Annotated in this window: 27 protein-coding genes and 1 tRNA gene; 19 read left to right on the top strand and 9 right to left on the bottom strand. The window is 73.0% G+C overall.

What is annotated here, in order from left to right; genetic code table 11:
- Positions 1-16 precede the first annotated feature (16 nt).
- Positions 17-706, top strand: a complete 690-nt coding sequence (gene hpf, locus BFL37_RS03585; protein ID WP_086513787.1) for a ribosome hibernation-promoting factor, HPF/YfiA family — start codon at positions 17-19, stop codon at positions 704-706.
- A 197-nt stretch (positions 707-903) separates the two neighbouring features.
- On the top strand, positions 904-3729 hold the full coding sequence (gene secA / locus BFL37_RS03580) for a preprotein translocase subunit SecA (protein ID WP_086513786.1): 2826 nt from the start codon (positions 904-906) through the stop codon (positions 3727-3729).
- 130 nt (positions 3730-3859) lie between these two features.
- Here secA and BFL37_RS03575 read toward each other — a convergent pair whose 3' ends face one another.
- Positions 3860-4270 carry an Rv3235 family protein gene (locus tag BFL37_RS03575; protein ID WP_241533834.1) on the bottom strand — a complete coding sequence of 137 codons (411 nt, stop codon included), beginning with the start codon at positions 4268-4270 and terminating at the stop codon, positions 3860-3862.
- A 384-nt stretch (positions 4271-4654) separates the two neighbouring features.
- On the opposite strand from BFL37_RS03575, the gene BFL37_RS03570 reads away from it, so the two are divergent.
- The 4 genes from BFL37_RS03570 (at position 4655) to BFL37_RS03555 (ending at position 9105) form a co-directional block, all read left to right on the top strand.
- Entirely contained in the window at positions 4655-5263 is a 609-nt protein-coding gene (locus BFL37_RS03570) for a hypothetical protein (protein WP_086513784.1), read from the top strand.
- 69 nt (positions 5264-5332) lie between these two features.
- On the top strand, positions 5333-5971 hold the full coding sequence (locus BFL37_RS03565) for an SAF domain-containing protein (RefSeq protein WP_086513783.1): 639 nt from the start codon (positions 5333-5335) through the stop codon (positions 5969-5971).
- Between the two features lie 2 nt (positions 5972-5973).
- Positions 5974-7593 carry an AAA family ATPase gene (locus tag BFL37_RS03560; protein ID WP_086513782.1) on the top strand — a complete coding sequence of 540 codons (1620 nt, stop codon included), beginning with the start codon at positions 5974-5976 and terminating at the stop codon, positions 7591-7593.
- Between the two features lie 9 nt (positions 7594-7602).
- Complete coding sequence (locus BFL37_RS03555; protein WP_086513781.1) at positions 7603-9105, top strand: sensor histidine kinase; 1503 nt, start codon at positions 7603-7605, stop codon at positions 9103-9105.
- Positions 9106-9205: 100 nt separating this feature from the next.
- Here BFL37_RS03555 and BFL37_RS03550 read toward each other — a convergent pair whose 3' ends face one another.
- Positions 9206-9454, bottom strand: a complete 249-nt coding sequence (locus tag BFL37_RS03550; protein ID WP_012037746.1) for a WhiB family transcriptional regulator — start codon at positions 9452-9454, stop codon at positions 9206-9208.
- 311 nt (positions 9455-9765) lie between these two features.
- Between BFL37_RS03550 and BFL37_RS03545 the strand changes: the two genes are divergently transcribed.
- Positions 9766-10131 (top strand): hypothetical protein, encoded by a 366-nt coding sequence (locus BFL37_RS03545; RefSeq protein ID WP_241533833.1) that lies wholly within the window; start codon positions 9766-9768, stop codon positions 10129-10131.
- Positions 10132-10148: 17 nt separating this feature from the next.
- Here BFL37_RS03545 and bcp read toward each other — a convergent pair whose 3' ends face one another.
- On the bottom strand, positions 10149-10628 hold the full coding sequence (gene bcp, locus BFL37_RS03540) for a thioredoxin-dependent thiol peroxidase (RefSeq protein WP_086513779.1): 480 nt from the start codon (positions 10626-10628) through the stop codon (positions 10149-10151).
- Positions 10629-10781: 153 nt separating this feature from the next.
- On the opposite strand from bcp, the gene BFL37_RS03535 reads away from it, so the two are divergent.
- The 5 genes from BFL37_RS03535 (at position 10782) to BFL37_RS03515 (ending at position 13494) form a co-directional block, all read left to right on the top strand.
- Positions 10782-10857, top strand: a tRNA-Lys gene (locus BFL37_RS03535).
- A gap of 291 nt (positions 10858-11148) precedes the next feature.
- Positions 11149-11652 (top strand): CarD family transcriptional regulator, encoded by a 504-nt coding sequence (locus BFL37_RS03530; protein WP_086513778.1) that lies wholly within the window; start codon positions 11149-11151, stop codon positions 11650-11652.
- 121 nt (positions 11653-11773) lie between these two features.
- Complete coding sequence (locus BFL37_RS03525) at positions 11774-12004, top strand: hypothetical protein (protein WP_086513777.1); 231 nt, start codon at positions 11774-11776, stop codon at positions 12002-12004.
- Between the two features lie 275 nt (positions 12005-12279).
- Positions 12280-13011 (top strand): HNH endonuclease family protein, encoded by a 732-nt coding sequence (locus BFL37_RS03520; protein WP_241533832.1) that lies wholly within the window; start codon positions 12280-12282, stop codon positions 13009-13011.
- A 105-nt stretch (positions 13012-13116) separates the two neighbouring features.
- A complete protein-coding gene (locus BFL37_RS03515; RefSeq protein ID WP_086514005.1) occupies positions 13117-13494 on the top strand; it encodes a hypothetical protein in 378 nt (125 codons plus the stop codon).
- A gap of 8 nt (positions 13495-13502) precedes the next feature.
- On the opposite strand, the gene BFL37_RS03510 is transcribed toward BFL37_RS03515, so the two are convergent.
- On the bottom strand, positions 13503-15035 hold the full coding sequence (locus tag BFL37_RS03510; RefSeq protein ID WP_086513775.1) for an amino acid permease: 1533 nt from the start codon (positions 15033-15035) through the stop codon (positions 13503-13505).
- Positions 15036-15131: 96 nt separating this feature from the next.
- Between BFL37_RS03510 and BFL37_RS03505 the strand changes: the two genes are divergently transcribed.
- Entirely contained in the window at positions 15132-15704 is a 573-nt protein-coding gene (locus BFL37_RS03505) for a hypothetical protein (RefSeq protein ID WP_086513774.1), read from the top strand.
- Positions 15705-15740: 36 nt separating this feature from the next.
- Here BFL37_RS03505 and BFL37_RS03500 read toward each other — a convergent pair whose 3' ends face one another.
- Together BFL37_RS03500 and BFL37_RS03495 are read right to left on the bottom strand one after the other, a co-directional pair.
- A complete protein-coding gene (locus tag BFL37_RS03500) occupies positions 15741-17069 on the bottom strand; it encodes an MFS transporter (protein ID WP_172403730.1) in 1329 nt (442 codons plus the stop codon).
- Entirely contained in the window at positions 17066-17488 is a 423-nt protein-coding gene (locus tag BFL37_RS03495) for a MarR family winged helix-turn-helix transcriptional regulator (protein WP_086513772.1), read from the bottom strand. The genes BFL37_RS03500 and BFL37_RS03495 overlap by 4 nt, the downstream gene beginning before the upstream one ends.
- A gap of 186 nt (positions 17489-17674) precedes the next feature.
- Here BFL37_RS03495 and BFL37_RS03490 point away from each other — a divergent pair, with 186 nt between their 5' ends.
- Together BFL37_RS03490 and BFL37_RS03485 are read left to right on the top strand one after the other, a co-directional pair.
- Positions 17675-17854, top strand: a complete 180-nt coding sequence (locus BFL37_RS03490) for a hypothetical protein (RefSeq protein ID WP_086513771.1) — start codon at positions 17675-17677, stop codon at positions 17852-17854.
- Between the two features lie 69 nt (positions 17855-17923).
- Positions 17924-18742 (top strand): alpha/beta fold hydrolase, encoded by an 819-nt coding sequence (locus tag BFL37_RS03485; protein WP_086513770.1) that lies wholly within the window; start codon positions 17924-17926, stop codon positions 18740-18742.
- A 22-nt stretch (positions 18743-18764) separates the two neighbouring features.
- On the opposite strand, the gene BFL37_RS03480 is transcribed toward BFL37_RS03485, so the two are convergent.
- Positions 18765-20633, bottom strand: a complete 1869-nt coding sequence (locus BFL37_RS03480; RefSeq protein WP_086513769.1) for a glycoside hydrolase family 15 protein — start codon at positions 20631-20633, stop codon at positions 18765-18767.
- Between the two features lie 57 nt (positions 20634-20690).
- Here BFL37_RS03480 and BFL37_RS03475 point away from each other — a divergent pair, with 57 nt between their 5' ends.
- Entirely contained in the window at positions 20691-22073 is a 1383-nt protein-coding gene (locus BFL37_RS03475) for a glucose-6-phosphate dehydrogenase (RefSeq protein ID WP_086513768.1), read from the top strand.
- A 25-nt stretch (positions 22074-22098) separates the two neighbouring features.
- Here BFL37_RS03475 and BFL37_RS03470 read toward each other — a convergent pair whose 3' ends face one another.
- Positions 22099-22752: a hypothetical protein gene (locus BFL37_RS03470; RefSeq protein ID WP_241533831.1), complete on the bottom strand. Its 654-nt coding sequence runs from the start codon at positions 22750-22752 to the stop codon at positions 22099-22101.
- A gap of 249 nt (positions 22753-23001) precedes the next feature.
- Between BFL37_RS03470 and BFL37_RS03465 the strand changes: the two genes are divergently transcribed.
- A complete protein-coding gene (locus BFL37_RS03465) occupies positions 23002-24231 on the top strand; it encodes a mechanosensitive ion channel family protein (RefSeq protein ID WP_172403729.1) in 1230 nt (409 codons plus the stop codon).
- A 42-nt stretch (positions 24232-24273) separates the two neighbouring features.
- On the opposite strand, the gene BFL37_RS03460 is transcribed toward BFL37_RS03465, so the two are convergent.
- Positions 24274-24462, bottom strand: a complete 189-nt coding sequence (locus tag BFL37_RS03460) for a hypothetical protein (protein WP_086513766.1) — start codon at positions 24460-24462, stop codon at positions 24274-24276.
- Positions 24463-24627: 165 nt separating this feature from the next.
- Between BFL37_RS03460 and BFL37_RS03455 the strand changes: the two genes are divergently transcribed.
- Positions 24628-25782: an SLC13 family permease gene (locus BFL37_RS03455; RefSeq protein ID WP_086513765.1), complete on the top strand. Its 1155-nt coding sequence runs from the start codon at positions 24628-24630 to the stop codon at positions 25780-25782.
- Positions 25783-25864: 82 nt separating this feature from the next.
- Complete coding sequence (locus tag BFL37_RS03450) at positions 25865-26443, top strand: TetR/AcrR family transcriptional regulator (protein WP_086513764.1); 579 nt, start codon at positions 25865-25867, stop codon at positions 26441-26443.
- Positions 26444-26477 lie beyond the last annotated feature (34 nt).

The following is a 26477-nucleotide window of genomic DNA, read 5'->3' as shown; positions in this document are numbered from 1 at the left end:
GATCTGGAGGTACGTCATGGACATCAACATCACCGGCCGCAACGCGGAGATCACCGACCGATTCCGCGTGTACGCCACCGAGAAGGCCGACAAGATCGTCCAGCTCGCCGAGAAGTCCATCTCGCTCGACATCAAGGTCTCGCGGCACAGCGAGAAGTCCGGCGGATCCGCCGGGGACGACCGCGTGGAGATCACGCTGGTGGGGCCCGGCCCCGTCATCCGCGCCGAGAGCAGCGCCGCCGACAAGTTCGCGGCCTTCGACCTCGCCATGGGCCGCATGCTCGAACGGCTGCGCCGCGCGAAGGACAAGAAGAAGATCCACCGCGGCAACCACCGTCCCGTCTCGCTCCACGAGGCGGCCACCGAGGGCTTCGCGCAGATCGACCTCGACCCGGCCGACGCGGAGCTCATCGAGCGCGTCAACGGGAAGAGCGTCGCGCCCGTCGACCAGCCCGTCGACGAGGACGACTACTGCCCCGTGGTCATCCGCACCAAGGTCTTCCCGTCGCAGTCCATGACGGTCGACCAGGCGCTCGAGCACATGGAGCTCGTGGGCCACGACTTCTTCCTCTTCATCGACGCGGAGACCGACCGCCCGAGCGTCGTCTACCGCCGCAAGGGCTGGGACTACGGCGTCATCGGCCTGGCCGACGGCGACCAAGAGCTCGCCGGGGCCGGCGCCGGATCGCGGTCGCTGCGCCGCTGATCCGCACCCTCCTGAGGAGGCCCCGCGCGCCCCGGCGCGCGGGGCCTCCTGCGTGTCCGGGTCCACGGGTCAGGGCGCTCCCGGGAAGCGGGGCGGACGAGCCGGTACTATGGCGAAGCTCGTCGGCGGCGACATCCGCGCGCCGTCCAGGCGGTCGTCGTCATCCGACGCCCGCCCATCTACGCAGGGAGACACCGATGGCCTCAGTACTCGAGAAGGTCCTTCGCGTCGGCGAGGGGCGCACGCTCCGCAAGCTGCAGAACTACGCGAAGGCCGTCAACCAGCTCGAGGAGGACTTCACGCACCTCACCGACGAGGAGCTGAAGAACGAGACCGTCGAGCTGCGCGAGCGCCACGCCAACGGGGAGTCCCTCGACGACCTCCTGCCTGAGGCCTTCGCCGCCGTCCGCGAGGCCTCCCGCCGCACCCTCGGCCTCCGCCACTTCGACGTGCAGATCATGGGCGGCGCCGCCCTCCACCTCGGCAACATCGCCGAGATGAAGACGGGCGAGGGCAAGACCCTTGTCGCCACGCTGCCCGCCTACCTCAACGCCATCGCCTCGCGCGGCGTGCACGTCATCACGGTCAACGACTACCTCGCCAGCTACCAGAGCGAGCTCATGGGCCGCGTCTTCCGCGCCCTCGGCATGACCACCGGCGTGATCCTCGCCGGCCAGACCCCGCAGCAGCGCCGCGAGCAGTACGCCGCCGACATCACCTACGGCACCAACAACGAGTTCGGCTTCGACTACCTGCGCGACAACATGGCGTGGCAGGCGTCCGACATGGTGCAGCGCGGGCACTTCTTCGCCGTGGTCGACGAGGTCGACTCGATCCTCATCGACGAGGCCCGCACCCCGCTCATCATCTCGGGCCCGTCCGCGGGCGATGCCAACCGCTGGTTCACGGAGTTCGCGAACGTGGCCAAGCGCCTGGTCCCCGAGGTCGACTACGAGGTCGACGAGAAGAAGCGCACGGTCGGCGTCCTCGAGGCCGGCATCGAGAAGGTCGAGGACCACCTCGGCATCGACAACCTCTACGAGTCCGCGAACACCCCGCTCATCTCCTTCCTCAACAACTCGATCAAGGCCAAGGCCCTGTTCAAGAAGGACAAGGACTACGTCGTCATGAACGGCGAGGTGCTCATCGTCGACGAGCACACCGGCCGCATCCTCATGGGCCGCCGCTACAACGAGGGCATCCACCAGGCGATCGAGGCCAAGGAGGGCGTCGCGGTCAAGGCCGAGAACCAGACCCTCGCCACCGTCACCCTGCAGAACTACTTCCGCCTCTACAAGAAGCTCTCGGGCATGACCGGAACGGCCGAGACCGAGGCCGCCGAGTTCATGAGCACCTACAAGCTCGGCGTCGTCCCGATCCCCACCAACCGGCCCATGCAGCGCAAGGACCAGTCCGACCTCATCTACAAGAACGAGAAGGCGAAGTTCGAGCAGGTCGTCGAGGACATCGCCGAACGCCATGCCGCCGGCCAGCCGGTCCTCGTCGGCACCACGAGCGTCGAGAAGAGCGAGTACCTCTCCAAGCTCCTCGCGAAGAAGGGCGTCCGCCACGAGGTCCTCAACGCGAAGAACCACGCGCGCGAGGCCGCCATCGTCGCCCAGGCCGGCCGTCTCGGATCCGTCACGGTCGCCACCAACATGGCCGGTCGCGGCACCGACATCATGCTCGGCGGCAACGCGGAGTTCCTCGCCGTCGCCGCCATGAACGCGCGCGGCCTCAGCCCCGTCGAGACGCCGGAGCAGTACGAGACCGAGTGGGACGACGTCTTCGCCGCGGTCAAGTCGGAGGTCGACGAGGAGGCCGCGAAGGTCATCGAGGCCGGCGGCCTCTACGTCCTCGGCACCGAGCGCCACGAGTCGCGCCGCATCGACAACCAGCTGCGCGGTCGCTCCGGCCGCCAGGGCGATCCCGGCGAGAGCCGCTTCTACCTGTCGCTCACCGACGACCTCATGCGCCTGTTCAACAACGGCGCCGCCGCCAGCCTCATGGGCCGCGACAGCGTGCCGGACGACGTGGCCATCGAGTCGAAGGTCGTCAGCCGCGCCATCCGGAGCGCCCAGGGCCAGGTCGAGGCGCGCAACGCCGAGATCCGCAAGAACGTCCTCAAGTACGACGACGTGCTGAACCGCCAGCGCGAGGCCATCTACGGCGACCGCCGCCACATCCTCGAGGGCGACGACCTGCAGGAGCGCTCGCAGCGCTTCCTGGAGGCCGTCATCGACGACGTGCTCGACTCGCACATCGGCGAGGGCAACGGCGACGACTGGGACTTCGACGCCCTCTGGACCGAGCTCAAGACGCTGTACCCGATCTCCATCACGATCGACGAGGTCATCACCGAGGCCGGCAGCAAGGGCCGGGTCAACCGCGACTTCGTGCGCCGGGAGATCCTCTCCGACGCCAAGCTCGCGTACTCCAAGCGCGAGGAGCAGCTCGGCGAGGCCGCAATGCGCGAGCTCGAGCGTCGCGTCGTGCTCTCGGTCATCGACCGCCGCTGGCGCGAGCACCTCTACGAGATGGACTACCTGAAGGACGGCATCGGCCTCCGTGCCATGGCCCAGCGCGATCCGCTGGTCGAGTACCAGCGCGAGGGCTTCGCGCTCTTCCAGCAGATGATGGGCGCGATCCGCGAGGAGACGGTCGGCTTCCTCTTCAACCTCGAGGTGGAGGTGCAGGCCCCGGTCGATGCCGAATCCGTGGGCCCGCGCATCCAGGCGAAGGGCCTCGCCGCCAACCAGGCCACGGCGGACAAGCTCCGCTACACCGCCCCGACCGACGACGGCGGCGTCGAGGTCCGCAACCAGCGCGGCCAGATCGAGAAGGCGGCGACCGCCAAGGCCCAGAAGGACCAGCAGGCCGAGGACGCCGTCCTGGTCGGCGAGGACGAGCCGGAGACCACGCAGGGCCCGCCCGCGCGTGGCGCCTTCGGCCAGGCGACGGGTGCCGCTCCGTCCGCTCCGCAGAACCGCGAGGAGCGCCGCAAGGCCGACCGCCGCAAGTAGCTCCTCCCGGGTCGACGGTTCCCCGTCGGCCCGGGACCGCGCGGGATCCGGCCGGCACTCGACGTCGGTCCGTACACGACGAAGGGCGCACCTCCCGCGGGAGGTGCGCCCTTCGTCGTGCGAGCGGTCGCTACAGCACGTTGATGGCGGTGGCACGCCAGCGACGGTCCAGCCCCTCGAGTCGGATGGCGACCGCGCGGGCACGCGCGCGGCCGTGGACCACGATGACGGCCTCGATGACGCCGTCGCGCGGCGAGAACGACGTGACGGTCCCGATGGTGAACACGGGGCGCGTCACGGACTGGCCCTTCGTGCGACGGGCACGTGCGCTGAGGACCACGCGCTTCAGGAGGTGGCGGTACACGTCGTCGCTGACCCATCGCGCGATCTGGTCGAGCTCGCGCGCTCCGGCGAGGATCTCGATGACGCACCTGGTGAGGTTCTCGAGCAGCGGACCGGACGGGGGGAGGTCCCTGCTGCTGCAGGGCTGGCGTCCGAAGAAGTCGTCGACGTCGAAGCGCTTGCGGACCGTGCCCCGCACGGTCGCCGTCGCCGAGGGGATCGCCGTGGCCGAGGATCCTGCGGCGGCGTTCTGCCCTGCAGCGGGCGCGGAGGCCGGCTTCCGGGAGCCGGACCGTCGTGCGGACGAGCCTTCTGGGTTCCCGGCGACGGTGCTCCGGCGGTCGGGGAGTTCCTCCCGTGGCACTGCTTCACTCATGCGTCACTCCCATCCCGGTGCTCCCCCCCGATCGGGGGACCACGATGACTGGTCAACTGTGACAGTGCGAGAGGCTCGGCGCACGTCCAGCGCACAAGATGTGGAGAACTGAGAGCGGATCTCAAGGAAGGGACCCAGGGTGACGTGGATGTCCCAGCCGACCCCGCCGCCGCCCCTCCCGCTCCGGACCCGCCGGATCGGCCTCCGATGAGGTGGGAGAACCTCTTCGACGACCTCGAGGGCCAGTGGGAGACGGCGCGGCTCGCCGAGGAGCGGGATCAGCGCGTCGAGGAGGAGCGCGTGCGGGTCGCGCGCACCGTGATGCGCGACCGGCTCCGGGCGCTCACCGCGTCCGACCGGGCCCAGGTGCTGCGGGTGTCGCTGGCGGACGGCACGTGGATCGACCTCCGGGCGAAGGTGCTCGGACGCGACTGGCTGTCGGGGGAGCTCGTCGTCCCGGGGGAGGCGACGACGGCGCGGGAGGAGCGGGCCTGCATCCTGCCGTTGGCGTCGATCCACGCGCTCGCGCTGGACCGGGAGCAGGTGCTGTCGAGCCTGGCTCCGGTCTCGGAGCTCCCTCCCGAGCGCGGCATCGTCGACCGCATCGGGTTGCCGTTCGTCCTCCGGGACCTGTGCCGCCGCCGAGCGCGGGTCGAGCTGAGGCTCCGCGACACCGTCGTCGGCGGCACGTTGGACCGCGTCGCCCGCGACCACGTCGACGTCGCGGTCCACGAGACGGGCACGCCGCGGCGGGCGTCCGCCGTCTCCGGCTACCGGCTCGTGCCCCTCGCCGCCATCGTCCTGGTCCGGGTCTGAGGGCACGGTCCCGCGCGGCATGTGGAGAACGCACGACGCCCGAGCACGCCGTCCCCGACATTGACCGGCATGCGTCCCACCTCTCGTCCCGCGCGCCCGGCGCGCCGTCCCGTCTGGCTGGATCCTCGCTTCGTCGTCGGGCTCGTCCTCGTCCTCGTGTCCACGGGCGGCGTCGTGGCCCTCCTGCGTTCCGCGGATTCCTCGGTCGTCGTCATGGCGGCGGGGTCCGCCCTCGACGCGGGGAGCACGATCCACGCTGACGACCTCGTGCCGGTGCGGGTGCGCATCGACGGCGCGGCCGGCCTCTACGTCTCCCCGGACTCGGTCGACGGCCTCGTCGTCACGCGATTCATCGGCGCGGGCGAGCTGGTCCCGCGGTCCTCGATCGCGTCGGCGGATGCGCGCACCACCGCCTCCGTCGTCATCCCCACCGCCGCGGGCGCCGACCACCTCGTCGGGGCCGGCACGGTCGTCGACATCTGGGCTGCCGCGGCCAAGGGCTCGGGCACGAACGCGTACGACGCCCCGCGCGTCATCGTCTCCGGAGCGACGGTCGCGCAGGTCATCCGGCCCGAGGGCTTCGTCGCGGACCAGGACCACACGCAGGTGAAGCTGACCGTGCCCCGCGAGGACGTGGCGGCGGTGCTCCAGTCCACGGACGCGCGGGATCAGATCACGCTCGTGCCCGTCGGCGACGCGGGGGCCTGATCGTGGCCTCCCTCGTCCTCGCCCTCCCGCCGCGTGTGGAGGACGCGCTCCTCCGCGACGTGGTTGAGGCCGGTCACACCGTCCTCGCGCGGGTCACGGGCGCGTCGGAGGTGATCGCGGCGGTCCGGGCGGCGACGGCCGAACCGCTGCACCTGGTCATCGCGGCGTCCGCGTCGACCCTCGACCGCGACGTGCTCGCGGCTCTCGACGCGCGGGGCGCACGAGCGGTCGCCGTCGCCTCGAGCGAGGCCGACCGGCGGAACGCGCAGGCGCTCGGGCATCACGAGGTCGTGGACGAGGGCGCCACCTGGCGCGAGATCGAGGAGCTCCTGCTGACGGTGCGACCGTGGGGCACTGCCGGAGGCGAGGCGACCGGCGTCCGGCGCGCGGATGCCGTCGCGCCGCACCTGGAGGGCGTTCCTCCCGAGCGCGGCACCCCGGGCGACCCGCCGGACCGGTTCCGGCTCTCCGGGCCAGGATCCCGACGGTCATCCGGCGCGGCCGACCGCCGTGCCGATGCGCTCGGCGGGTGGGACGGCGCCGACGGCCCCTCACGCGACGGAAGGAGCACGGGGCCAGCAGCCGGCTCACGGAGGGACGGGCTGCCGGACCGCCGTGCTCGACCGCTGCGCGCGCGCCTCGGGCTCGTCCGACGTCCGCGCGTGCCGGCTCCCGTGATCCGGGAGCAGGATGCGGGCGAGGCTGGCGCCGACGGTCGCGGTGCGGCGGGTCGGGTGATCGCCGTATGGGGTCCGCAGGGTGCTCCCGGGAGGACCGCCACGGCCCTGGCGATCGCGGGAGAGGTGGCGGCGGCAGGTCGATCGGCCGTGCTGGTGGATGCCGACGTCCACGGCGGCACCGTGGCCGCCACCCTCGGCCTGCTGGACGAGGCGCCGGGCTTCGCGGCGGCATGCCGTCTCGCCGCCGCCGACAGCCTCACGATCGAGGAGCTGGAGCGGATCGCCCAGCACCACCCGTCGACGCGGGCACCCGGGTTCTCGATCCTGACGGGCATCTCCCGCCCCGACCGGTGGCCGGAGCTCGCGGAGGGCCGGGTCTCCGCCGTGCTGCGGGCCTGCCGGGACTGGCGCGACTACACCGTGGTCGACGCCTCGTTCAACCTCGAGGACGACGAGGAGATCTCGAGCGACATGTTCGCGCCCCGTCGCAACGCGGCCACGCACGCGGTGCTGCGCGGCGCGGACCACGTCGTCGCCGTGGTCTCCGCGGACACGGTCGGCCTCTCGCGCTTCTTCCGCGCTTACGTGCAGCTCCTCGAGATCGTCGACCCGTCACGGGTCTCCGTGCTCGTCAACCGGGTCCGGCCCAGCGCGGGCGGATGGGACGCCGCGAACCAGGTGCGCCGCACGCTCTTCCGCTTCGGGAGCGTGGAGGCTGCGGCGTACGTCCCCGAGGACCGGGAGGCGCTCGACGCCGCCGTGCTCGCGGGGGCGACGCTCCGCGACATCGCCCCGCGGTCGCCCGCCCTCGTGGAGTGGTCGCGGTTCACCCGCACGACGCTGCTGCTTCCCGAGGATGCACCGCGGAGGATGCGGCGGACGGGCGGCACGCGCCGGCGAGGCGCCGATCGCGCGGGGGAGGAGCCCACCCGGCCCGCATAGGCTGTAGCCGTGTCCACGCTCAGCGATCTCGTGCATGCCCAGGGTCTGTCCTCCGACGCCGACGTCGAATGGCTGCACCTGCTCGTCGGCGACTGGCAGCTCCTCGCCGACCTCGCGTTCGCGGACATCGTGCTGTGGGTCCCCACCGTGAGCGGCAGCTTCGTCGCGGTCGCCCATGCCCGGCCGTCGAGCTCGGCCACGCTCTTCTACCGCGACTTCGTGGGGCAGCCGATCAAGGCGGAGTGGCGGAAGCAGGTGACGGACGCCCACGAGACCGCGCGCATCATCGACTCGTCCGCGCCGGACTGGTACGAGGAGACCCCCACGCGCGTGCGGGCGGTGCCCGTCCTGCGTCGCCTGGCCCAGGGCAGCCCCGAGACCACCGACACCCCGATCGCCGTCATCACGCGGCACACGAACCTCAGCGAGACGCGGACGCCCAGCCGTCAGGAGCTCACGTTCAACGAGTGTGCGAACGACCTGTTCGCGATGATCGCGGACGGCGACTTCCCCGACCTCGGCTCCCCGACCGGTCCCCGACGCGGAGCGCCTCGCGCGTCCGACGGCCTGCTGCGTCTCGACGTGGACGGCATCACGACCTTCGCCAGCCCCAACGCCCTGAGCGCGTTCAACAGGATGGGCTTCTCCGAGGAGCTCGAGGGCGAGTCCCTCGCCGACGCCACGTCGAGCCTGCTCACCGGCAAGCGCCTGACCGTCGACGAGTCGCTGCCGCTCATCGTCGCCGGCCGCGCACCGTGGCGCACGGACATCGAGTCGCGGGGCGTCACCGTGTCGCTCCGAGCGATCCCGATCCGCAGCCACGGGGAGCGGGTCGGCGCCGTCGTCCTCTGTCGCGACGTGACGGAGCTGCGCCACCAGGAGCGCGAGCTGATCACCAAGGACGCGACCATCCGGGAGATCCACCACCGGGTGAAGAACAACCTGCAGACCGTGGCGAGCCTCCTGCGGATCCAGGCCCGTCGCTCGCACACCGAGGAGGCGCGCGAGGCCCTCGGCCACGCGCAGCGCAGGGTGGGCGCGATCGCCGTGGTGCACGACACGCTCAGCGAGGGGCTCAACCAGAACGTCGACTTCGACGCGGTGTTCGACCGCGTCCTGCTCCTCATCGCCGAGGTGGCGTCCGCGCACAACACGCGCGTGCACCCGAAGATCCTCGGCAGCTTCGGCGTGCTGCCCAGCGCCTATGCGACACCCCTCGCCCTCGCGCTCACCGAGCTGGTCACCAACGCCGTCGAGCACGGGCTCGCAGGGCGGTCGGGCGAGGTGACCATCGAGGCCGCGCGCACCGAGGAGACGCTCACCGTCAGCGTCCGCGACGACGGCGTGGGCCTGCCCGAGGGCAAGGTCGGCACCGGGTTGGGCACGCAGATCGTGCGGACGCTGATCCAGGGGGAGCTCGGCGGCACCATCGACTGGCACACGCTCATGGGCAGCGGCACCGAGGTCACCATCGAGGTCCCGTTGCGCTGGTTGGCGCCCGTCGCGAGCTGAGCCGATCCGGCGGCGCAGCGGACGCCGCGTCCACGGACGACGAGAGCCGGGCTGCCCGTGGGCTGCCCGGCTCTCGTCGGTGGTGCGTGATGCGGTCGCGTCAGCTGGCGCGGCGGGCGCGTGCGGCGCGGCGCTTGAGGGCGCGGCGCTCGTCCTCGCTCAGCCCGCCCCAGACGCCCGAGTCCTGGCCGGTCTCGAGGGCGTACTGCAGGCACATCTCGGTGACGGAGCAGCGGCCGCAGACGGCCTTGGCCTTGTCGATCTGGTCCACGGCCGGGCCGGTGTTCCCCACGGGGAAGAACAGCTCGGGGTCCACAGTCAGGCAGGCTGCCTTGTCACGCCAGTCCATAGGGGTGCTCCTCAGGTCGGTACTCGTTGCACGGCGGATCTGCCGCGGGATGGGGGTGGGGCGAGGCGTCCGGGAACCGCATCGGGACGGGGCGCGATGCCCCTCCTCGTGAGATGCTCAGCTTCGGGAATGCGTCCCTTGTAAGCTCGGTTCCGGATCTGCTCACCACCCTGTGAACGAACTCGACCTCGAATATCGTCGCATAGAGCCAACGATCAATCAATAGCTTTGTATGGGAACGTGCTGTGACCGGAACCGGTGAGGCCCTCGACCCGCGTGCGCCCGGAGACGGGCCCCGCCGATCTCCCGCCGTGATCCTGCTCACGGTCCTCATCGGACTCGAGGCGCTGGGGATGGCCGGCGTCACGGCCCTGCTCGTGGTCGACCTGCTGACCTCGACGCCGTCGTCCCTGGCCAGCGCCGTCGCGCTCATCGCCCTGGCCGCGCTCGCCACCGTGTTCCTATGTGCCGTCGTGCGGGGGATCCTCCGGGGTCGCAGCTGGGTCCGGCCCGCGGCCGTGACCTGGCAGGTGCTGCAGATCGCCGTCGGCGTCGGCAGCCTGCAGGGGGCGGATGCCCGTCAGGACCTGGGCTGGGGACTCATCGTGCCGTCGGCTGTCGTGCTGGTGCTGCTGTTCACGAGGTCCGTGCTCCTCGCCACGAGCCGACGCGACTGACCCGGCCGCGCGTGGCGTCAGGCGTCGATGCCGAGCTTCTTCCGCAGCGACGCCACGTGCCCCGTCGCCTTCACGTTGTAGAGCGGCAGGGCGACGCGTCCCTCGCCGTCCACGACGACCGTGGAGCGGATGACGCCGGTGACCTTCTTGCCGTAGAGCGACTTCTCCCCGTACGCGGCGTAGGCGCGGTGGACCTCGAGGTCGGGATCCGACAGGAGCGTGAAGCCCAGGCCCTGCTCCTCGCGGAACCGGGCGAGGTCCTCCTGGGGGTCCTTCGAGATGCCGAGCACGCGGTATCCGGCGGCCTGGAGGGAGCCCATGCTGTCGCGAAAGTCGCACGCCTGGGTGGTGCACCCCGGGGTGCCGGCGGCGGGGTAGAAGTACACGATGACGTCCTGGCCGCGGAGGTCCGAGAGGCTGACGGGCGAGCCGTCCTGGTCGGGGAGGGTGAAGTCGGGGGCGGGCTGCCCCTTCTCGAGGCGGGTGGTCTCGGTCATGGGGGAGCCTCTCGATCGCGGGTGTCGACGTCCATGGTAGAGCCGCGCGGCCGAGGCTCGGCCGGGCGCTCCACGACCCCGATTCGCGTCCGCCCGGACGTGGTGCTAGTGTCATCTCTCGGTCCGGTACCCCGCTCGACGGGGTCCTCGCCTGCACCTCTAGCTCAATTGGCAGAGCAACTGACTCTTAATCAGTGGGTTCTCGGTTCAAGTCCGAGGGGGTGCACCATCTGTTCTCCGCATTCGCGGGCTCGTCCGAGGATTTCGTCGGGATCCCGATCCGCCCGACGCCCGCCGCGTCGATGAGGGCGAGCGAAGCATGAGAGAATACCGGTCGGACCATCACCGCGGACGCCCCTAGCAGAGCGCCGCGGCGGCCGGTGATCTCGGTGCACCGGCCACGCACCACGGCCACGCCCACGGCGTGCGTCGCGGCGCGGACGCCGGCGTCCACGCGGCTGTGCATGCGCGTGCGCGACATCTCCGGCACACATCTCGAGGGATCGAAGGACAGCACTACATGATTTTCGAAGTAGGGGAGACCGTCGTGTACCCCCACCACGGCGCAGCCACGATCACCGCGGTCAAGACCCGCACCATCAAGGGGGTCGACAAGAAGTACATCACCCTCCAGATCCACCAGAGCGAGCTGGTGATCGACGTGCCGGTCGACAACGCCGAGCTCGTCGGGCTGCGCGACGTCATCGACAGCTCCGGCGTGGAGGCCGTGTTCGACGTGCTCCGCGGCGACGTGGAGGAGGAGGCCGGCAACTGGTCGCGCCGCTTCAAGGCCAACACCGAGAAGATGGGCTCCGGCGACGTCCGCCGCGTCAGCGAGGTCGTCCGCGACCTGTGGCGCCGCGACCAGGACTCGGGCGTCTCGGCCGGCGAGAAGCGGATGCTGGCGAAGGCCCGTCAGATCCTCGTCTCGGAGCTCGCGCTCGCGCAGAAGTCCACCGACGAGGAGGCGTCCGTCGTCCTCGACGGCGTCCTCGCGCAGAGCATCTCCGCCTCCCCCGCCTGAACCACCTGACGCGTCCTCCCGGACGCATCGCCGCCGACGGGCGGTCCCTCGACCTCGGGGGACCGCCCGTCGGCGCATCCGGGCCCGTCGACCGACGCGGCGACCGGCGTAGGGTGCGATCATGCGCGATCACCCCGAACGACCCGACCACGACGGCCCCCTCGAGCAGAACCCGCTCCAGCCGGCGCGACGCGGCCTGCGGATCTGGATCTACGTGATCGCCGCGGTCGTGATCATCGCCGTGATCGCCTTCGCCCTCATGCGCCTCGCGACCGCCGGGCAGAACACGCCCGGGCCCTCCTCGTTGGGCGAGATCGCGGACATGGCCCAGGCCCTGCGTCTCCTCGTCTGACCCGGCACCGACCGGCTGCTGACGCGTCGCCGGCCGGCCGGATGCCGGTCGCGTCCTCCCCAGCCACGCCTCGTCCTGTGATCCCCGGCTGACGCCGCGGGGCGACGCCGCCTACCGGCGCTCGTGTATCCCTGCATGCGGGGACGGGGCCGTGGGCCTCTCGGGGCGGGGGCGAGATGGACGGGCGGCGGCGAGGTGGCGCCAGGACGACGGTCCGCGACGCGCTGGCGGCGCTCCAGCTCCGGCTCCCGTTCCGGCGACGGCATGTCGTCCGCGTGCTCCTCGCGGTCCTCGCGGTGGCCATCGCGGCCTCGGCGGTCGTCGTGGGAGCGCGCGAGGCGCTCCTCGGTCCGGACTCGGGCGGCGGCCGGCTCACCGCCCAGGTCGCCGACGGGGAGGTCGTGCGCACGCTCGGGCGCGCGGGGCTCGTGCGGGACGGTCGCATCGACGTGGCGGCGGTACGGGCGATGACCGACGCCATCGCCGCCGACGGGCGCGGGCGCCACCCGCGCTACGACCGCGACGCCTTCGGCCCGGCCTGGGCGGACACGGACGGGAACGGCTGCGACCAGCGCGACGACGTGCTCGTGCGGGACCTCTCCCGCGTCGCCTTCTCCCCGTCCGACCCGGGCTGCACGGTGGTCGCGGGGCACCTCGTCGACGTCTACACGGGGCGCGGCATCGACTTCGTGCGGGGTCCCCGCACGAGCGCGGCCGTGCAGATCGACCACTTCGTGCCGCTGTCCTGGGCGTGGCAGCACGGCGCGTGGTCGTGGTCCGAGGAGCGGCGCGAGCGCCTCGCCACCGACGTCGACGAGCTGCAGGCGGTCGACGGCCCCGCCAACCAGGAGAAGTCGGACCAGGGGCCGGGGACGTGGCTCCCGCCCGACGCGGACTACCGGTGCCTGTACGTGACCCGGTTCGCCTTCGTCGTGAGCAGGTACGGCCTGTCGATCGACGACGCGGACCGGAGCGCGATCGACCGCGTGCTCGGGGCCTGCTCGTGAGGCGCACGGACCGCGGCGTCGGTGCGCGCGCGTACGCTCGGCTCGACGCGGCCGGGCGTCGGTGCGGGCGTGGCGTCCGCGTCGGACGGACCCGAGGAGATCCGCATGTGGAGCAAGCAGAGCGGCGACGCGACCGGCACCATCAGCCCGGTGCCGGAGCATCCGCACGCCCATCCCGTGCGCGGCGCGTGGCTCGTGCGCGTGGGCGACGGGCCGGCCCTCGGCTGGGTCCTCCGCCACCGGGACGACCTCGCGGCGCCCTTCTCCTACGAGGTCTACGCCTGCGGCCTCGGATCGGACGGGCTGCGGGTGTGGGTCGCGCGGCGCGAGAGCCTGAACGCCGCGGTCGCCTGGGTGATGCAGAACGACGCCGAGCTGCTGGCGTTCGGGCGGCGGCTGCGGCCGGATCCGGCGCAACCCACCGCCCCGACGGACGACGCCGCCGTCCCCGGGGCGGGAGGCGGCGGCGTCGGGTCGCGCTGACGGGCGGGTCAGCGCTTCCGCTGGTCGGCCGCGTCCCGCCCGGTGACGGGGAACGGCCCGGTGACGCCCTCGCGCACGCGCGCGATCTCGAGGATCCGATCGCGCTGCAGGTACCAGCCCACGACGAGCAGCGGGATGATCACGACGAGGGACGCGATGGTCAGCGTGCCGATCGGCCAGTCGAAGGCCATGAGCACGAGCACGCTGACGAGGAACGCGAGCGTGAGCCACGAGGTGACGGGCGCGCCGGGCAGGCGGAACGTCGGCTCCTTCGCCTTGCCCTGCTTCGCCCACGCACGCAGGCGCATCTGGCACAGGATGATGGTGGCCCAGCCCGCCACGATGCCGAGCGCGGCGACGTTCAGCACGATCTCGAACGCCTGGTCGGGCACGACGGCGTTGAGGGCGACGCCGAGCAGGGTGATGGAGCCGGTGAGGAGGATCCCGCCGAAGGGCACGCCGCCCTTCGACATGACGGTGGTGAACCGCGGCGCGGAGCCGTTCATGCCCATGGAGTGGAGCACGCGGCCCGTGCTGTAGAGGCCCGCGTTCAGGCTCGACATGGCGGCGGTCAGCACGACGAAGTTCATGACGGATCCGGCGATCGCGCCCACCTCGGGCGACCCGAGGCTGGAGAAGAACGTCACGAACGGGCTCTGGTCGGCGCTGTAGGCCGTGTAGGGGAGCAGGAGCGAGAGCAGCACGATGGATCCGACGTAGAAGATCGCGATGCGGAAGACGACGGAGTTGATGGCGCGGGGGATGACCTTCTCCACGTCCTGCGTCTCGCCGCTCGCGGTGCCGACGAGCTCGATCGCGGCGTAGGCGAAGACGACGCCCTGCACGACGAGCACCACGGGGACGAGACCCTGCGGGAAGACGCCGCCGTTCTGCTGCAGCACGGTCCAGCCGGTCTGGACCTCGGCGCCGCCGACCGTGACGGGGAAGCTCCAGGCGAGCCAGACGATGCCCACGATGAGGAAGACGACGAGGGCGGCGACCTTCACGAGCGCGAACCAGAACTCCATCTCGCCGAAGACCTTCACCGCGACGAGGTTCAGAGCGAGCACGATGGCCAGGGCGATGAGGGCGAGCAGCCACTGCGGCGCCGCGGTGAACGCCGACCAGTAGTGCATGTAGAGCGCCACGGCTGTCACGTCGACGATCGCGGTGGTCGCCCAGTTGAGGAAGTACATCCAGCCCGCGGCGTAGGCGAACTTCTCGCCGAAGAACTCGCGGGCGTAGGAGATGAAGGATCCGGAGCTCGGGCGGTGCAGCACCAGCTCGCCGAGCGCGCGGAGGATGAAGAAGGCGAAGACGCCGCAGATCAGGAAGACGATCGCGAGGGCGGGACCCGCGGAGGCCAGGCGGCCGCCGGCGCCGAGGAAGAGCCCGGTGCCGATCGCCCCGCCGATGGCGATCATCTGGAGCTGGCGGGGTTTCAACCCGTGCTGGTAGCCCTCCTGCTCGTGGCTGAAGTCCTGCGCCACGAACTCCGGATCCGGCGTGACGGTGCTGCGGTCGCTGTCGCTTCGAGTCATCCGAATACGGTAGTGCCGCGGGACATCCGCGCTGACACCCGCGTCCATCGACTTCCGTGGGGCAGTCCACCTGTGATAGGCGCCGAGGAGGCCCGCATGTCCCGCACGCACCGAACCGCTCGCCCGCCGCGATCCTGGGCGCCGGTGGTCGCGGTGGCGGCGGGGGCGCTCCTGCTCGCGGGGTGCACGACGGACGGGGGGCAGCCCGCCCCCGAGACGACGCCGCCCGCCGCCAGCGCACCCGCCGACGCGGGCGCGGAAGCGGGATCCGGCGGCAGCGCGAGCCCCGAGCCGAGCGTGACGCGCGCCCCCGGCCCGCCGACGGAGGACGAGCTCGCCACGTGCTCGACGCTGGCGCAGGTGCTGCCCGACTCCACGAAGCTCGTGCAGGCGCTCGGCGACGGGAAGGCGGTGGATCCGACCCTCCTCGACCGCGTGAAGCAGGGCGACGCGGCGCTCGCCGGCATGGCGCCCGAGAACATGCAGCCGCTCGTCACGTCGTTCTCGACGATCGTCGACGAGCTGGACGCCCTGCGCTCGGGAGCCGACACGGACGGGGCGTCGCTCGACACCGGGCAGTACCTGCGCGCGACGAGCGCGTTCCTCGACTACTGCCTCGACGACGTCGGGTACGTGCCGCCGAGCGCCACCCCGGCCCCCGCTCCCTGAGGCCGCGTCGACGACACGGGACGCGCGCGCCGCGAGTCAGGTGCGGCGGGCGACCGCCTCGTCCGCCTCGATGTCCTCGCGCGCGTCCTCCCGGCGGTCGCGCCCGTCGCCGTCGTGCGTGACGAGCAGGTGCGGCGTGCGGCGGATCCGGTACGAGACGCGCAGGTGCCGGTGCAGGACGAGCCAGGCGACGGCGATGAGGGCGGCGATGATGCCGCTGGCCGCTCCCACCATGACGGCCGCACGCGGGCCCCAGGTGTTCGCGACCCAGCCCACGATCGGCGCGCCGAGCGGGGTGCCGCCGACGAAGATCGCCATGTAGACGGCCATCACGCGGCCCCGCATGCGCGGCTCCACCGTGAGCTGGACCGTGCTGTTGGCGCTCGTCATGAGCGTCTGCGACACGACCCCCACGATCACGAGGGCGCCGGCGAAGAGCAGGTAGGTGGGGGCGACGGCCGCCAGCGCCGTCGCGAGCCCGAAGAGCGCGGCGCCCACGAACACCAGCCGGATCCGCGGCCGCTCGCGCCGGGCCGACAGCAGCGCGCCGGCGACGGATCCCACGGCGAGGCTCGAGGAGAGCAGCCCGAACTCGGTGGCCCCCTTGCCGAACTCGACGCTCGCCATCGTGGAGGTGAAGATCGGGAAGTTGTAGCCGAACGCGCCGACGAGGAACACGATCACCAGGATCACCATGATGTCCGGCCGGCCGCCGATGTAGCGGAAGCCCTCGCGCAGCTGGCCGCGGGACCGGGCGACGCGCTCGGGACGGCGGAGCTCGCCGACGCGCAGCCGCGTGAGCGCGATCAGCACGGCGACGAAGCTCACGGCGTTGATGAGGAAGACCCAGCCGGTGCCGACGCCCGCGATGAGCACGCCCGCGACGGCCGGCCCGATCATGCGCGCCGCGCTGAAGGACGCCGAGTTGAGGGCGACGGCGTTCGACAGGTCGTCGTCGGACACGAGCTCGGAGACGAAGGACTGGCGGGCGGGGGCGTCGAGCGCCGACGCGACGCCCAGCAGCAGCGCGAAGAGGTAGACGTGCCAGAGCTCGGCTCGGCCCGAGAGCACCACCAGGCCGAGCCCGAGGCCGAGGACCGCCATGGTGCCCTGCGTGATCATCAGCACGCGCCGCTTGTCGTAGCGGTCGGCGATGAGGCCGGCGTAGGGGGACAGCAGGAGCATGGGGCCGAACTGCAGGGCCATGACGATGCCCACGGCCGTCGCGTCGTAGCGGGTGAGCTCGGTGAGGACGATCCAGTCCTGGGCGGTGCGCTGCATCCACGTGCCGACGTTGGAGACGAGGGCGCCCGCGAACCAGATGCGGTAGTTCGGCGCGCGGAGGCTGCGGAAGACGGCGCTCACGATGCGGCCATGCGGCCGAGGAGGGCGGCGGCGTCGCCGAGGGTGGCGCGCTCGGCGGGGGTGAGCTCCGCGAGGCGGAGGGACAGCCAGGCGTTCCGCTGCCGTCGGGTCTCCTGCACGACCCGGCGGCCGGGATCCGTGACGGACACCGTGACGCGGCGGCCGTCGTCCGGCGCGGGGGAGCGCTCGGCGTAGCCGGCCTCGACCAGGCAGTTGACCGTGCGGTTCATGCTGGGGGCGGTGACGCGCTCGATCTCGGCCAGCCTCCCCGGGCTCGTGGGTCCGTCGCGGAGCAGCAGGGCGAGCACGACGAACTGGCTGTCGCTCAGCTCGTGGTCGGCCTTCTCGGCGCGGAGCCGGCGCGCGAGGCGCATGACGCCCGCGCGCAGGCTCTGGCTGAGGTCGGGGGAGTCGGGCATGTGCTTAGGCTAGCTCATTAGTCCTGCTAACGAGCGGGCGCGCGTGACGGGATGCTGCGAGGCGGCCGCAGCCGGACACGGCGGGGCACGCGCGCGGTCCGGCCGGGCAGGATGGGAGGACATCGCCGGCCGCGATGCACCCGCGACGACGCGGGCACGGGCCGCGCGACCAGAGGAGGCACGGACATGACCCACCACGACGGCACTTCCGACGCGCACGACGACGAGGCCCTCGGCGGCGACGGGACGATCCCGGCGGGCGCGACGGGCGTCGCGGCCGGCCACGACGGCGGGAACGACCACTTCGAGCCCGAGGAGGACACCCCGCACCGCACGGACGAGGACGAGGACGGCGCGTCCGCCTAGCCCGCCGCGCACCCGCCCGCGATCCCCGCCCGGAAGGGCGGGGATCGCGGCTGGGTACCCTGGATCCCCGTGGACACCGCGACCAACCCCCTCGACGGCACGCGCATCGCCTACCGGTCGTTCGGCGCCCGGCCGGCCGACGAGGATCCGCGCGACCCGGCCCACGCGCCCGTCGTGCTCGTGCACGGCACGGCCCTCTCGCAGGCGGTCTGGCGCGGATCCGGCTGGGTGCGCGGCCTGTCGCCGACGCGACGGGTGATCACGCTCGACCTCCGCGGACACGGCCGCAGCGGCACGCCGCACGAGCCCGCGGCCTACGCGATGGACCTCATGGTCGCCGACGTCGTGGCCGTGCTCGACGCGGCGGGCGTAGACGTCGTGCACCACGTGGGCTACAGCCTCGGCGCGCGGGTCGGCTTCTCGCTGGCCGCGACCCACCCCGACCGGCTGCTGTCCGCGTCGAGCCTCGGCGGATCCCCGCGCAGCGGCGTGGGCGTCTTCGACCGCGTGTTCTTCCCCGGCTGCATCGCCACGCTGGAGACGGGCGGCATGCCCGGCTTCCTCGACGCGTGGGAGCGGCACGCCGGGCGCCCCGTGGACCCCGCGACGCGCGGGGCGTTCCTCGCGGACGACGCCCGGGCGCTCGCCGCGTACATGCGCGAGTCGGAGCGGGACGCCGGCGTGCCCGACGCCGTCGTCGCGGGATCCGCGGTGCCGCTGCTGCTCGTGGCGGGCACGCGCGATCCCGAGCGCCTCCGCGCCGCGCACCAGGTGAAGGCGCTCCGACCGGACGCCGCGTTCGTGGAGCTCGCGGGCGCCACGCACGCCGACACCCCGCGCCACCCCGACGCGCTGCCCGCGGTGGCGGGCTTCCTCGACGCGCTCTGACGGGTGCCCCGAGCGCCCCGGGTCAGGCCGCCGGGACGGAGTCGCCGCGCGCCGCCTCGGCGTGGGCCAGGGCGGCGCTCCCGTCCTGGTGCGCGCAGTCGAGGTCGTCGGGGTGCGCGGCGGCCGCGGCCTCCAGCGCATCCGCCGCCCGCACGAGCGCGAGGTGCGACAGCGCCTGCGGCACGTTGCCCGCCTGGCGCCGGCCGACCGGGTCGTACTCCTCGGAGAGCAGGCCGACGTCGTTGGACAGGGCGACCAGCCGGTCCATCAGCTCGCGTCCGTCGGCCTCGCGGCCGGACCGGGCGTACTGCTCGACGAGCCAGAACGAGCAGGCGAGGAACGGGTACTCGCCCGCAGGCAGGCCGTCGACGCCCGCGCTCGTGTCGTAGCGCAGCAGGAAGCCCTCGTGCATGAGGGTCCGCTCCATCACCTCGACGGTCGCGAGCATGCGCGGGTCGTCGTAGGCGCAGAAGCCGGCCTGGGCGAGGATCAGGAGCGAGGCGTCGACCTCGGTCGTGCCGTAGTGCTGGCGGAAGGCGCCGGTCGCGGGATCCACGCCCCTGTCGAGGATCTCGTCGCGCACCCGGTCGCGCAGGTCCTTCCACTGCTCCACGGGCCCGTCGAGCCCGTGCCGCTCGACGCCCTGCACCGCGCAGTCGAGCGCGGCCCAGATCATCGCCCGCGAGTGCGTGAAGTGCTGCTCGGCGCCGCGGATCTCCCAGATGCCGCTGTCCTGCCGCTCCCAGTTCTCCTCGACGAAGCCGATGAGCGCGCGCTGCAGCGGCCAGGAGAACTCGGTCTCGCCGACGCCGGCGTCGCGCGCCGCCTGGAGCGCGAGCATCACCTCGCCGATCACGTCGGCCTGGTACTGCTCGAACGCGCCGTTGCCCACGCGCACCGGACCCGACCCCTGGTAGCCGGGGAGGCTGTCGAGGTCGCGCTCGGGGAGGTACCGCTCGCCGCTCAGGCCGTACATGATCTGCACGTCGCCCGGATCCCCCGCGATGGCCCGCAGGAGCCACGTGCGCCACTCGTCGGCCTCGTCGTCGAAGCCGTGCGCGAGCAGCACCTCGAGGGTGAGCGACGCGTCGCGGAGCCAGACGTAGCGGTAGTCCCAGTTGCGGGATCCGCCGAACTGCTCGGGGAGGCTCGTGGTCGCGGCGGCGACGATGCCGCCCGTGTCCTCGTGGGTGAGCGCGCGGAGCACCAGCAGGGACCGGCGGACGGCGGCCTGGTGCGGGCCGGCGTGCTCGATGGAGCTCGCCCAGCTCTCCCACCACTCGGTCGTGTGCTCCAGGGCCGCGTCCACGTCGAACGCGGGAGGCTCGCTGCGGTGCGAGGGGTACCAGGTGAGCGTGAGGTCGACGGTCTCGCCGGCCGCGACGTCGAAGGCCACGCCGTGGTGGTGGTTCGTCGCGGTGAGCTCGGGGCCGCGGACGACCACGGCGTCGGGGCCGGCCACGGCGACGAGGCGCGGGTCGCCGTCGTCGAGCTTGCGGATCCACGGCAGGGCCGTCGCGTAGCCGAAGCGCAGGCGGAGGTCGCCCTGCATCCGGACCGTGCCGCTGATCCCGCGGACGCGCCGGACGACGTCCGCCCGCCGGTCGCCCATGGACATGAAGTCGGTGACCTCGACGGCGCCGTCGGGGGTCTCCCACCGGGTCCAGAGGACGAACGTGTTGCCGAGGTAGGTGCGCATCGACACCGAGGCGTCGGGATGCGCCGGGGCGAGGCGCCATGATCCGTGCTCGTCCGTGCCGAGGAGCGCCCCGAACATGGAGGCGGAGTCGAACCGCGGGAGGCACAGCCAGTCGATGGAGCCGTCGCGGCCGACCAGCGCTCCCGTGTGGCAGTCCCCGATGAGTGCGTAGTCCTCGATGCGCATGGCCATGCGCCATGGTCCCACGGCGCCCTGACGGCTCCCTGCCGCCGCGCGTAGCCTGGCCGCATGCCCGCGACCTCCACGCTCCTCGTCCTCGGCGCCAGCGGGGACCTCTCCGCACGCCTCCTCCTGCCCGGCCTCGGCGAGCTCCTCGCGCTCCGCCCCGACCTCGACCTCCAGCTGGTCGGCGCCGGCACCGAGGAGTGGGACGACGAGCGGTGGCGGGAGGTCGTCCGCACCTCCTTCGCGTCGCTCGGCGCCGAGGGACCCGCCGTCGACCGCGTGCTCGCGGGCACCACGTACCAGGCCGCCGACGTCACCGCGGAGGCCGACCTCGAGCGGCTGCTCGCCGCGTGCGAGGCCGCGCCCGCGGTCTACTTCGCGCTCCCGCCCGCGGTGACGGAGAAGGCGTGCGAGGCCATGACCCGGATCACGCTGCCCGAGGGCACGTCGCTGTCGCTGGAGAAGCCCTTCGGCACCGACCTCGCGAGCGCCCGAGCGCTCAACCGCCTCCTGGCGACGCTCGTCCCCGAGGAGCGCACGCACCGGGTGGACCACTTCCTCGGCCGGTCCACGGTGCGGAACCTCCTCGGGCTGCGCTTCGCGAACCGGCTGCTCGAGCCCGTGTGGAACGCGCAGCACATCGCGAGCGTCGAGATCGTCTACGACGAGCAGCTCGCCCTCGAGGGCCGCGCCCGCTACTACGACGGCGCGGGAGCGCTGGCCGACATGATCCAGAGCCACCTCCTGCAGGTGATGGCCGTCTTCGCGATGGAGGCGCCCGCCACCACCTCCGCGCGCGACGTGCGCGACCAGAAGGCGCTCGTGCTCCGGGCGACGCGGCCGTGGGGCGGCGACCCGGTGGCGTCGTCGCGTCGTGCCCGGTACGCGGCCGGCGCCGTGGAGGGGCGCGAGCTGCCGGCGTACGCCGACGAGGCGGGCGTGGATCCCGACCGCGGCACGGAGACGCTCGCCGAGATGACCGTCGAGATCGCGAACTGGCGCTGGGCGGGCGTGCCGTTCCGGCTGCGCTCCGGCAAGGCGCTGCAGGACCACCGGCGCGAGATCGTCGTGACCTTCCAACCCGCGCCGCACGTGCCCACCGGGCTCTCGGGCGCGCACGAGCCCGACCGGATCCGCATCCTCCTCGCGCCCGACGAGCTGCACCTGGAGCTCAACGTCAACGGCCCGGCCGACCCCGACGTGATCGACCGCGCCGAGCTCGTCACCGCGTTCGACCCGGGGGACCTGCCGCCGTACGGGCAGGTCATCGACGGCATCATCTCGGAGGACGAGGCGCTCTCGGTCCGCGGCGACACGGCCGAGGAGTGCTGGCGCATCGTCGAGCCGGTCGTCGCCGCATGGCGCGCGGGCGAGGTGCCGCTCGAGGAGTACCCGGCGGGATCCGCGGGGCCGTGGGACGGCCCGCAGATCGCGCCGAAGGGCTGACGCCCCCGCGTCGGCCGGTGGGCGCCTAGGCCCTGCGCATCGACCGGAGCGTCGCGGGGACGCGGCGCCGGTCGCCGGCCAGCGCGGCCATGACGTCGTCGAACGGGTCCGCGTCGAAGACGGCGAGCTCGCGGGCCACCGCATCCTGGCGCGCGGGCGTGCCGCGCTCGGGGGATCCCGTCGCCCGGGCGTCCTCGAGCGGCAGCCCGGCCGTGGCGGGGGAGGCGCCCAGGGCGAGCGCCACGTCGCGGGCGATGTGCGCCGTCATGAGCTCGTCGAAGAAGCCGGCGGTCGTGTCGGGGGTGCGGCGGACGAGCGCCCACGCGCCGTCGGGGCCGAAGTGGTGCGCGAGCGCGGCCTGCACGACGAGGGCCAGCGGGCGGAGGTCCGGCTCGGGGACGGCGTAGGGCGCGGCGCTCGCGTCGGCTGCGCCCGCGGCGGCGCCTGCCGTCCTGGCGGTCGGCTCGTCGGGCTCGGCCTTGTGCGCCGGGACGTGGGTAGGCCGCACGGGGCCGCCGTGGAGCCGCGCGGCGATCGCCGCCAGCTCGCCGGTGGCGGTCGAGACGACGGGCGGCGGGGTGGAGGGCCCGTCGGCGGATCCGCGACCCAGCGGCCTCGGGTCGGACGCCGCGGGCGCGGCCTCGGTCGGGACGGACTTGCCTCTGCGCCACCGGAACATGATCCACGGCCTCCCCGATCGCACCGCCGCGATCAGGATCATCCTCGTGCGCGACACGCCCGGGTTCGCCCGCGACACGCCGGTGATCCCGGGGCGGGGGCGTCGCGACGCGCCCCTGGTCGCGCTCCGCCGCGCGGCCCGCGGCCCGCGTCCCGCGCGGCTCCCGGCTCGCGGCCGGGGAGCGCCTGCGAGACTGGACGTCCCGGACAGCGCGGTCCGCCCGACCCGCCCGACCCGTCCGGAGGATCCGTGGACCTGCCCGCCCTGCTCGCCGTGCCCGCCGTGGCCGTGACCGTCACGCTGCTCGCCGCCGTGGCCGCCGCGCTGCTCGTCACCGCCGTCGTCGCCCTCGCCGTCCGCGTCGTCGCCCGCCGTCGGGAGTGGGCGGCGCAGCTCGTCGCCCGCGCCCGCCGCCCCTTCCGCGTGCTCCTCGTGGTGCTCGCCGTCTGGATCGCGCTCCGCGCCTCCATGGCGCCGGGCGAGGTGCGCGACGGGCTGGGCCACCTGCTGCACGTGATCACGATCGTCGCGGCCGCGTGGTTCGTCTGCGCGCTCGCCATCTTCTTCGAGGACCTCGGGCTCAGCCGCTACCGCGTCGACGTCGCCGACAACCGGGTCGCGCGCCGGGTGCGCACGCAGGTGCTCATCATCCGGCGGCTCACGGTGGTGGCGATCGTGGTCATCGCGATCGGCGCGATCCTCCTCACCTTCCCGGGCGCCCGCACGGCGGGCGCGAGCGTCCTCGCCTCGGCGGGCCTCGTGTCGATCGTCGCCGGCCTCGCGGCCCAGTCGACGCTCGCCAACGTGTTCGCGGGGATGCAGCTCGCCTTCAGCGACGCGATCCGGGTGGACGACGTCGTGATCGTCGAGACCGAGTGGGGACGCGTGGAGGAGATCACGCTGACCTACGTGGTCGTCCACATCTGGGACGACCGGCGGATGGTGCTGCCGTCAACCTACTTCACGACCACGCCGTTCCAGAACTGGACCCGCACCAAGTCGGAGCTGCTGGGGGCGGTGGAGCTCGACCTGGACTGGCGCGCGACGCCCGGCAGCATGCGCGAGGAGCTCGACCGCGTGCTCGCCACGACCGACCTCTGGGACGGCCGCGTCTCCGTGCTCCAGGTGACGGACGCGACGGGCGGCTTCGTCCGGATCCGCGTGCTGGTCTCCGCCGTCGACGCGCCCACGCTGTTCGACCTGCGCTGCCTCGTGCGCGAGCGCCTCGTCGCGTTCCTGCACGAGCAGAGCCCGCAGTCGCTGCCGCGCACGCGCGTGCAGATGGTGGATCCGCGCGAGCGGGCCGACGGTCCCCGCGGGGGACGGCGCGCGGCCGAGGACGAGCCGACCGGCCTGTTCTCGGGGACGGCGCAGGGCGACTCGCGCGCGAGCCAGTTCACCGGGCCGATCTCGACCGTCCCGGACGCGGAGCGCATCGACCTCGAGGTCGACGGCGACCGCTGGCGCACGCACGACTGACGCGCACGCCCCGGAGGGCGTGCGCGTCGCAGGTGTGGCCGGCTAGTTGCCGAGCTGCCCGTCGCGCGAGTCCTCGACGACGGTGCCGACCGCGATGGCCACGGTGATGGCCCAGCTGAGCCACATGAGGCCGAGCTTCCAGTCGCGCGGACCCCGACGGGTCGTCTGCATGGTGCTCCAGCCGCCCACGAGGGCGCTGAGGACGCTGCCGTTCAGGATGTACTTGCGCATGACACCTCCCAGTGTGCTTCCACGGTACCGGGATCCGGCCCCCGCGTCCGACGGCGCGTGGCCGGCCGGCGGCGTCACGTCGCGCGCGGCGTCCCCTCTCCGCAGCCCGCGCGGACGCACGGCGGGCCATGAGTACAGTGATCGCGGATCAGACAGGAGGCGCCCGTGCGCACAGCCCTCATCGGGGTGGTGCTCCTCGTCGTCGGCGCCGTCGCCGTGGCCACCGGAGCCCTCCCGCTCGACGACCTCGGCGTCCTCACCGAGCGGGTCTGGCCGATCCTCCTCTTCGTGGTCGCGATCACCGTGGTCACCGAGCTCGCGAGCGAGGCGGGCCTGTTCACCTGGATCGCCGAGCGCGCCGCGGGCCTCGGGTGCGGACGCACCTGGGCGCTCTGGCTCGCGACCGTCGTGCTCGCCTGCCTCTGCACGATCTTCCTGTCGCTCGACACCACGGCCGTGCTGCTCACGCCCGTGGTGGTCGTGCTCGCGCGGCACTGCGGGCTGCCGCCGCTGCCGTTCGCGCTCACGACGGTGTGGCTCGCCAACACGGGGTCGCTCCTGCTGCCCGTGTCCAACCTCACCAACCTGCTCGCCGAGCACGAGCTCGGCGGTCTGGGCCCCGCCGGGTTCGCGGCGCTCACGGTCGCACCCGCGCTCGTCGCCATCGCGGTGCCCGTGCTCGCGATCCTCGTGATCCACCGCAGGGACCTCTTCACGCGCTACGAGGTCGGGGCGACGACCGCGCCGACCGACCGCGTCCTGCTCGTGGGCAGCGCCGTGGTGGTGGGGCTGCTGGTGCCGGCGCTCGTCTCCGGCGTCGAGGTGTGGATCCCCGCGCTCGCCGCCGCCGTCGTGCTCGCGATCCTCACCGCCGTCCGCCGCCCGCGCGTGCTTCGACTGGGTCTGCTCCCGTGGCAGCTCGTGGTGTTCGCCTCGGGTCTCTTCATCGTCATGGAGGCGGCGCAGTCGCTCGGGCTCACGGCCGTGATGGCCGCGGTCTCGGGGCAGGGCCAGGACGCCGCCGCGCTGTTCCGGCTCGCCGGCGTCGCGACGCTGAGCGCCAACGCGGTGGACAACCTGCCGGCGTACCTCGCGCTCGAGCCCGTCGCGGGATCCCCGGAGCGGCTCGTCGCGATCCTCGTGGGCGTCAACGCCGGTCCGCTCGTCACGCCGTGGGCGTCGCTCGCCACGCTGCTCTGGCACGAGCGGCTCGTGAGCATGGGCGTGCACATCCGGTGGTCGCGGTACGTGCTGCTCGGCCTCGTGGTCGCTCCCCTCACGGTCGGGCTCGCGATGCTGGCCTTCGTCCTCACCCGCTGACCGGGCGTCCCCACCTGTCAGGCGGCTGGCAGTCTGACCGATCGTGCAGGACCTGACCGATCGGTCGGCATAGGCTCGCCGGGTGACCAGGACCCCCCGCGCATCCGCGAGCGACGAGCTGCGCCCCATCGCCGCGGCGCGCTTCGCCCGCGACGGGTTCCAGGCGACGTCGCTGCAGCAGATCGCGGACGAGGCGGGGTACTCCAAGTCGAGCGTGCTGTACCACTTCGCCTCCAAGGAGGCGCTGCTCGACGCCCTGCTCGAGCCGACGATCGACGCGCTCGCCGAGATCATCGACCGGGCCGACTCCATCCAGGGCGACGCCGACGCGCGTCGCGGGTTCGTCGAGCGCTTCATCGACTTCCTCCTGCTGCACCGGCACGAGGTGGCCCTCTTCATCACGCAGGGCCGCTCGCTCGGGCACCTCGCCGTGATCGAGCGGGCGAACGACCTCGTGCGCACGCTGGGCGAGACCGCCGGTGCGCTCGACAGCACCCTGGACCAGCTGCGCTTCGGCGTCGCCCTCGGCGGCGCGGCGTACATCCTCGCCGCGAGCGACGACTGGTCCACCAACGAACCGCTGCCCGACGACGAGATCAGGGCTGCTCTCGTCGTGGTCGTGGGGGAGCTCCTCGCCCCCCTCGGCACCCGCTCCGCCTGACCCCGCACCGCATCAGCACGCCCCCACGCAAGGA

Source organism: Clavibacter michiganensis, assembly GCF_002151125.1.
In the GTDB taxonomy this organism is placed as follows: domain Bacteria; phylum Actinomycetota; class Actinomycetes; order Actinomycetales; family Microbacteriaceae; genus Clavibacter; species Clavibacter michiganensis_C.
The sequence above is the reverse complement of the archived record's forward strand: the minus strand, read 5'-3'. Positions and strand labels throughout refer to the sequence as shown.

Coding starts and splice junctions, on each gene's coding strand:
- hpf (WP_086513787.1), top strand. CDS start 17: ATGGACATCAACATCACCGGCCGCAACGCGGAGATCACCGACCGATTC.
- secA (WP_086513786.1), top strand. CDS start 904: ATGGCCTCAGTACTCGAGAAGGTCCTTCGCGTCGGCGAGGGGCGCACG.
- BFL37_RS03570 (WP_086513784.1), top strand. CDS start 4,655: ATGAGGTGGGAGAACCTCTTCGACGACCTCGAGGGCCAGTGGGAGACG.
- BFL37_RS03565 (WP_086513783.1), top strand. CDS start 5,333: ATGCGTCCCACCTCTCGTCCCGCGCGCCCGGCGCGCCGTCCCGTCTGG.
- BFL37_RS03550 (WP_012037746.1), bottom strand. CDS start 9,454: ATGGACTGGCGTGACAAGGCAGCCTGCCTGACTGTGGACCCCGAGCTG.
- bcp (WP_086513779.1), bottom strand. CDS start 10,628: ATGACCGAGACCACCCGCCTCGAGAAGGGGCAGCCCGCCCCCGACTTC.
- BFL37_RS03530 (WP_086513778.1), top strand. CDS start 11,149: ATGATTTTCGAAGTAGGGGAGACCGTCGTGTACCCCCACCACGGCGCA.
- BFL37_RS03525 (WP_086513777.1), top strand. CDS start 11,774: ATGCGCGATCACCCCGAACGACCCGACCACGACGGCCCCCTCGAGCAG.
- BFL37_RS03515 (WP_086514005.1), top strand. CDS start 13,117: ATGTGGAGCAAGCAGAGCGGCGACGCGACCGGCACCATCAGCCCGGTG.
- BFL37_RS03510 (WP_086513775.1), bottom strand. CDS start 15,035: ATGACTCGAAGCGACAGCGACCGCAGCACCGTCACGCCGGATCCGGAG.
- BFL37_RS03505 (WP_086513774.1), top strand. CDS start 15,132: ATGTCCCGCACGCACCGAACCGCTCGCCCGCCGCGATCCTGGGCGCCG.
- BFL37_RS03495 (WP_086513772.1), bottom strand. CDS start 17,488: ATGCCCGACTCCCCCGACCTCAGCCAGAGCCTGCGCGCGGGCGTCATG.
- BFL37_RS03490 (WP_086513771.1), top strand. CDS start 17,675: ATGACCCACCACGACGGCACTTCCGACGCGCACGACGACGAGGCCCTC.
- BFL37_RS03480 (WP_086513769.1), bottom strand. CDS start 20,633: ATGGCCATGCGCATCGAGGACTACGCACTCATCGGGGACTGCCACACG.
- BFL37_RS03475 (WP_086513768.1), top strand. CDS start 20,691: ATGCCCGCGACCTCCACGCTCCTCGTCCTCGGCGCCAGCGGGGACCTC.
- BFL37_RS03470 (WP_241533831.1), bottom strand. CDS start 22,752: ATGTTCCGGTGGCGCAGAGGCAAGTCCGTCCCGACCGAGGCCGCGCCC.
- BFL37_RS03460 (WP_086513766.1), bottom strand. CDS start 24,462: ATGCGCAAGTACATCCTGAACGGCAGCGTCCTCAGCGCCCTCGTGGGC.